Here is a 6,677-nt window from a genome sequence, read left to right as displayed (position 1 = left end):
CCGGGCAGTCCCCGGCGCCGGATCGGCCGGAGGGCCGGCCTCCTGCGCGCGGGTGCAACCGTGGGAGGCCAGCCCCCTGGCCGATTTGACGTCCGAGCAGTCCCCGGCGCCGAATCGGCCGGAGGGCCGGCCTCCTACTGGCGGGTATCGAAACGGTGGATCAGGGATTTCAGCTCGCCGGCCAGGCGTTCCATGTCGGCGCTGGCCTCGCGCGCGTGTTCCGCCACGGTCCCGGTCTCGCCGGCCACGTCGTGGATGGAGGTGACGTTGCGGTTGATCTCCTCGGCGACCGAGCTCTGCTCTTCCACCGCCGTGGCGATCTGGGTGTTCATCTCGGTGATGCGCCCCACCGCCTCGCGGATGCGCCCCAGCGACTCACCGGCCGACTGCGCCTGTTCCACGCCGTGGGCAGCCTGTTCCTGGCTCGAGCGCATCGCACTCACCGCCTCCCGCGAGCCGTTCTGCAGGGTCTCGATCATCTGGCGAATGGTCACCGTGGACTCATCCGTGCGCTGCGACAGCCGCCGGACCTCGTCGGCCACCACCGCGAAACCGCGTCCGTGCTCGCCGGCACGCGCCGCCTCGATGGCCGCGTTCAGGGCCAGCAGGTTGGTCTGTTCTGCGATCTCGCGGATCACGCCGAGGATGTTGTCGATCTCCGCGGCGTCGGTCTCCAGCCGGTTGAGCTTCTCTGCGGTGGTCTCGACCTCGCGCGCCATGCGATTGATCGCTTCCACGGTGGCGTTCACCACCTCCTCCCCGGAACGGGTCTCCTGCTCGGCGTGATGGGCGCTGTCCGCGGCCTGCGCCGAGTTCTGCGCCATCTCCTGGATGGTCGAGGTCATCTCGTTCATCGCCGTGGCGACCTGATCGATCTCGCCCTGCTGGCGGGTGACCCCGCTGGCGGTCTGCTCCACCGCACCCGCCATGGTCCGGGCGCCGTCGCTTACCGCCCCCGACTGCTCCTCGATGCGGTCGAGCACGGTGAACAGCCGCGCCTCGTGGAAGCGCTGGAACAGCTCCAGCGTCGCCGAACCGTCGCGCCGGCCGCAGTAGATGGTCTCCATCACCGGGTTGTCGAAGATCCGCCGCAGTCCCCGCATCGTACGCTGCAGCGGCTGCATCAGCCCGAGCGTGGACGCGCCCCCCAGGGCGAACACCAGGGCCAGACCCAGCCCCTGGGCCAGTGCTCCCCAGGGCGCCAGCAGCACTCCCAGCGCCAGCACAAAGCCGAGGCCCCAGACACCCAGCAGCCGGAACAGCAGGCTGTCCCAGAGGTGCCGGCGAAACTGGCGCCCGCGCTTCATCGCGGCATAGACCTTCTCCGCGCGCTCGACGTGCTCGCGCGACGGCACCCGACGAACCGACTCGTAGCCCACCTTCTGCCCGTTTTCGTAGGCCGGGGTCACGAAGGCGTCCACCCAGTAATGATCGCCGTTCTTCCGGCGATTCTTCACGATGCCCATCCAGGCGCGATCGGACTGCAGCGTGGCCCACATGTCGGCATAGGCCGCCTCGGGCATGTCGGGGTGGCGCACGATATTGTGCGCCGAGCCGTGGAGTTCTTCCCAGTCGAAACCACTGACGCGTACGAAGGCGTCATTGGCGTTGCGGATCCGGCCCTTCAGGTCGGTGGACGAGATCAGGTCCTCGCCCTCGTTGAGGGTGTATTCGGTCCCCGTGACGGGAAGGTTTTCGCGCATACTGCTCGGTCTCCGCGGGCGCGCCGGCCGGCGCGCCCTTTGCTGGTCGCGTGAGTGTCGTTGTACGGGGTAACGGCCGCCGCCCGGGCGGCTTGAGCTTCAGCGCCGTGCCGCCGCCAGCAGCCGGGCGAAGCCGTCGAAGGTCCGGGAATCCAGCGCCAGCGCCGGCGAGCGCCGGTCGGCGTAGATCATCCCGATGCAGCGCCCGTGCTCCCGCACCGGCGCCAGCAGGCAGTCCACGCCGCCGGTCAGCTCGGCCACGGCCCCGGGCAACGGGGTGTCAGGATGATCGCGCGACCACCAGACCGGATCGGTCTGCTCCAGTACCGCGCCCATGGCGCCCAGGTCATGGCGGCCGATGCCGAAATGGCTGAACTCCGGCTCGTGCAGCGTACCGACGAGATCGGCCGCATGCAGCCAGTCACCATCATGCGCCAGCTCCGCGAACACGACCCTGTTCAGCCCCAGGCCGAACTGGCAGGCGCGCAACAGGCGCCGCAGGCGCACGCCCCGGTGTGGCTCGCGCTGCAGCGCGAGCTCGCCGCTGACCGCGATGTCGCCGCGCGGCGCCAGGCCCAGCGGCACCGGCGAACAGTCCTCCCGCCAGACACGCGCGATCGCCGCGGGATCCAGGGCGTCCATGGCATACAGCCAGGCGTCCCGGTTGAAGCCCTCCATCAGACGGCCGAGCCGATCCGCCGCCGCCTTGTCGGGCTCGCCCAGCAACTCGGCCAGCAGGCGCAGATCGCGATCCTCGCGCAGGGTGTCCATGCCGTGGAAGATCTGGCCGGCCACCGCCGAAGCCACCATCACCTCCATGGCCCGCGGGTGAGCGGCGTTCTCCGCGCGCAGGGTACCGCGTACCAGCTCCGGCAGGTGCATGTGCTCGGCCATTCCGCGCGACAGATCGTCGGTGGCATAGCCCAGAGCCACGTAACTGGCCTCGTCGGGCAGCGCCCGCAGCTGCAGCATCGAGCGCAGCCCCGGCAGTTCCGGCGCGTCGGTCATTTCCAGCGCCAGCATGCCGAGGTCGTTCAACAGGGCGGCCAGCCCCAGCTCGCCCGGTTCACTGTCGTGGCGCACCCGTCCCAGTTCCTCCACGATCAGTGCCGCCAGGCGCGCCTGGGCCGCTCGCCGCCGGTACGGCTGCGGGTCCGGGAGGATGTCTTCCACCCTTGGTGCGCGTTCGATCTCCTCGTGCACCGCCCGCAGCCCCAGCATCGCGATCGCATCCGGTACCGAATGCACCTCCTGCTTGAGGCCCGGACGCGGGGCGTTGGCCCGCAGGATCAGCCGCAGTGCCAGCCCCGGATCGCGCTCGGCATACAGCCCCACCTCGCGCAGCGAGCGGTTGACCAGGGCGTCGGTGTCGGCGAAAACCGCCTCGCTGGACCCCAGTACCGGCCAGTCCGTCTCTGCCAGGCTGCGTGCCCGCCCGGCATAGGGCGCCGTTTCATCCAGGGCCATTGCTGTACCTCGCCTGCGGTTCTCGATTAAGGTTGGCGGGCCGACTATAGCAACGCAGGACCTGCTCGCGTGAAGTTCATCCTCGGTTTTCTCGTCGTACTGGGCGCCGTCTTCGGGGGCTACGTGGCCCACGGTGGCGACATCTTCATCATCTGGCAGCCCTACGAATACATCATCATCGGCGGCGCCGCGCTGGGCGCGTTCCTGATCGCCAATCCGCCACACGTGGTGGTTACGGTCTTCAAGTCGATCCCCAAGCTGATGCAGGGACGCAAATATGCGCAGGCCGACTACCTCGACCTGCTGGCGCTGATGTACAAGCTGTTCGTCAAGGCCCGCAAGGAGGGCCTGATGGCGGTCGAAGTCGACATCGATGATCCGGAAAACAGCGAGATCTTCCAGGCCCACCCGCGGGTGCTGAAGAATCACCATGCCGTCGAATTCATCACCGACTACCTCCGGCTGATCATCTCCGGCTCGATGAACCCGCATGAGCTGGACGCCCTGATGGACGTGGATCTGGAGACCCACCACGAAGAGGTGGAGCGTCCCAGCCATGCGGTGAACAAGGTGGCGGACGCCCTGCCCGGCTTCGGCATCGTCGCGGCGATCCTCGGCATCATCAACACCATGGGCGCCATCGGCGGCGACATCGAGACCATCGGCATGAACGTGGCCGCCGCGCTGGTCGGCAGTTTCCTCGGGATCCTGCTGGCCTACGGCTTCGTTGGCCCGACGGCCTCCGCGCTGGAGGCCCGCTCGCACGAGGACACCAAGTACATGCAGTGCATCAAGGCCTGCATCCTCGCCAACGTGCAGGGCTACAGCCCGCAGGTCTCGGTGGAATTCGGCCGCAAGACCATGGAAAGCGACGTGCGCCCGGGCTTCACCGAACTCGAGGAACACGTGAAGGCGGCCTGAGGCCGGCCGGACACCGCTCATGGGCGTCGAGGACAAGACCCAGCCGATCATCGTCAAGAAGAAGGTGGTCCAGGGCGGCCACCACGGCGGTTCGTGGAAGGTCGCCTTCGCCGACTTCGCCCTGGCGATGATGGCCTTCTTCCTGCTGCTGTGGCTGCTGGCCGCGCTGGAGGCGGACGAACGCGCCGCGCTGTCGGAGTACTTCCAGAACCCCTCGGCGTTCGAGGGCGAGGCCATGGCCCCGTCGCAGGCCATCGGCGACGGCACCGGCGCCGATCCCTCGATCATCGATTTCGAGGGCCTGCCCGACCGTCTCGATGCGCCCCCGGAGCCCGTACCGGACGATGCCGATGACGAGACCCTGCTGGAACGCGACCGCGAGCGCCTGGAATCGCTGCAGGAAGCGCTGGAAGAAGCCATCGACCGCAGTCAGGCCCTGGAGCCGTTCAAGGACCAGCTGCTGATGGACATCACACCGGAAGGCCTGCGTATCCAGATCATCGACGCCGAGAATCGTCCGATGTTCGCCACCGCCAGCGCGCGGCCGCTGGACCATGCCAGCGGCATCCTGCGCGAGCTCGCGGGGCTGATCAACGAGGTCCCCAACCGGATCTCGATCACCGGCCACACCGATGCCCGCCCGCTGCAGCGCGAGGACTACACCAACTGGGAGCTGTCCACCGACCGCGCCAACGCCGCGCGGCGCGAGCTGATCGCCGGCGGCACCGAGCCGGAACAGATCGCGCGCGTGGTGGGGCTGTCCGACACCGTCCCCTTCGACGAGGACAACCCCGAGGCCGCGGTGAACCGGCGCATCACCCTGATCGTCCTCAACCAGGAGGCGGAGGAAGCCATGCGCGAGGGGATCGAAACCGAGGGCACGCCGCCGGCGGATGCACTGGACGCCCCGGAAGACTGACCCCGCACGCGACCTTCAGCGCAGGAACAGCGAATAGGCCGGGTTGCCGGTCTCCTCGTGCCACGGGTAGCCGACTTCCTCGAGGAATTCCCGGAAGCGCTTGCGATCCTCCTTCGGGATCTGCATGCCGACCAGCACCCGACCATGCGCGGAGCCATGGTTGCGGTAATGGAACAGGGAGATGTTCCAGGTCTCCCCCATGTGGTTGAGGAAGTTCAGCAACGCCCCCGGACGCTCCGGGAATTCGAAGCGGTAGAGCCGCTCGTTGCGCACCTCGCCACCGTGGCCGCCCACCATGTGCCGCAGATGCAGCTTGGCGACCTCGTTCTCGGTCATGTCGAGGACCTCGTAGCCGCGCTCGCGCAGGTTCGCGAGGATCTCCGCGCGCTCGGGATCGCCGCCTTCCAGCTTGATCCCGGCGAAGACATGCGCGGTGCTGTCGTCGGCGTAGCGGTAGTTGAACTCGGTAATGCCGCGCTTGCCGACCGCTTCGCAGAACTCGCGAAAGCTGCCGGGCCGTTCGGGGATGGTCACCGCGAACAGCGCCTCGCGGTGTTCGCCGATCTCGGCGCGCTCGGCCACGTGGCGCAGGCGGTCGAAATTGATGTTGGCGCCGCTGAGCACCGCCGCCAGATGCGCGCCGCGCAGCCCCTCGCGCTGGGCGTACTGCTTCATGCCGGCCACCGCCAGGGCCCCGGCCGGCTCGGCCACCACGCGGGTGTCGTCGAAGATGTCCTTGATCGCTGCGCAGATGGAATCGGTATCCACCAGCAGGACCTCGTCCACCAGCTCGCGGGTCAGGCGGAAGGTCTCCTTGCCCACCTGACGCACCGCGGCGCCGTCGGCAAAGATCCCCACCTGCTTCAGGCTGACCCGCCGGTTCTGCTGCAGCGCCTTGTACATCGACGGGGCGTCGTCCGGCTCCACCCCGATCACCCGGATCTCCGGGCGCAGGCGCTTGATATAGGCCGCCATGCCCGAGACCAGTCCGCCACCGCCGATACACACGAACACCGCGTCCAGCGGTCCCGGGTGCTGACGCAGCAGTTCCATGGCCACCGTGCCCTGCCCGGCGATGACGTCCGGATCGTCGAACGGGTGGATGAAGGTATAGCCGTGCTCGGCCTCCAGCTCGCGGGCATGCGCGGCGGCCTCGTCGAAGGAATCGCCGAACAGCACCGCCTCCCCGCCGAAGCGGCGTACCGCATCCACCTTGATCTGCGGCGTGGTCACCGGCATCACGATGACCGCACGGATGCCGCGATGGGTGGCCCCCAGCGCCACGCCCTGGGCGTGGTTGCCCGCCGAGGCCGCGATCACGCCCTTCGAGCGCTGCTCCTCCGAAAGCTGCGCGATCTTGTTGTAAGCGCCGCGCAGCTTGAACGAGAACACCGGCTGCAGGTCCTCGCGTTTGAGGCGGATATCACAGCCCAGCCGGTTCGACAGCGTGGGCATGGCATCCAGCGGTGTCTCGCGCGCAACATCGTACACGCTGGAGGTGAGGATCTTCTCCAGATAGGGATAGTCTTTCATGACTTCGCACGATAGCACGCGCGCCGCATACCTTGTGACTCCCTCGCGCGAGGCCGTTCGTGCCCCCGTCATTGCGAGGAGCCGAAGGCGACGCGGCAATCGGCCGCAATGGCCTGCACGCAGGAACAGGTGGC

Annotated in this window: 5 protein-coding genes; 2 read left to right on the top strand and 3 right to left on the bottom strand. The window is 68.2% G+C overall.

All coding sequences use genetic code 11. The features are described from left to right. Nucleotides 1-134 precede the first annotated feature (134 nt). Together F787_RS0113725 and F787_RS0113720 are read right to left on the bottom strand one after the other, a co-directional pair. Nucleotides 135-1,703 (bottom strand): PAS domain-containing methyl-accepting chemotaxis protein, encoded by a 1,569-nt coding sequence (locus F787_RS0113725; protein ID WP_028492551.1) that lies wholly within the window; start codon nucleotides 1,701-1,703, stop codon nucleotides 135-137. A 99-nt stretch (nucleotides 1,704-1,802) separates the two neighbouring features. Further along, a complete protein-coding gene (locus tag F787_RS0113720) occupies nucleotides 1,803-3,170 on the bottom strand; it encodes an HDOD domain-containing protein (RefSeq protein ID WP_028492550.1) in 1,368 nt (455 codons plus the stop codon). Nucleotides 3,171-3,239: 69 nt separating this feature from the next. On the opposite strand from F787_RS0113720, the gene motA reads away from it, so the two are divergent. Both motA and motB read left to right on the top strand, forming a co-directional pair. Continuing rightward, nucleotides 3,240-4,091 (top strand): flagellar motor stator protein MotA, encoded by an 852-nt coding sequence (gene motA, locus F787_RS0113715; protein WP_019021261.1) that lies wholly within the window; start codon nucleotides 3,240-3,242, stop codon nucleotides 4,089-4,091. 19 nt (nucleotides 4,092-4,110) lie between these two features. Then, complete coding sequence (gene motB / locus F787_RS0113710) at nucleotides 4,111-5,010, top strand: flagellar motor protein MotB (RefSeq protein ID WP_028492549.1); 900 nt, start codon at nucleotides 4,111-4,113, stop codon at nucleotides 5,008-5,010. A 15-nt stretch (nucleotides 5,011-5,025) separates the two neighbouring features. On the opposite strand, the gene ilvA is transcribed toward motB, so the two are convergent. Next, nucleotides 5,026-6,543: a threonine ammonia-lyase, biosynthetic gene (ilvA, locus tag F787_RS0113705; RefSeq protein ID WP_028492548.1), complete on the bottom strand. Its 1,518-nt coding sequence runs from the start codon at nucleotides 6,541-6,543 to the stop codon at nucleotides 5,026-5,028. Between the last annotated feature and the right edge of the window lie 134 nt (nucleotides 6,544-6,677).

The sequence above is a fragment of the Thioalkalivibrio sp. ALE19 genome, from assembly GCF_000428605.1.
Lineage (GTDB): Bacteria > Pseudomonadota > Gammaproteobacteria > Ectothiorhodospirales > Ectothiorhodospiraceae > Thioalkalivibrio.
The sequence above is the reverse complement of the archived record's forward strand: the minus strand, read 5'-3'. Positions and strand labels throughout refer to the sequence as shown.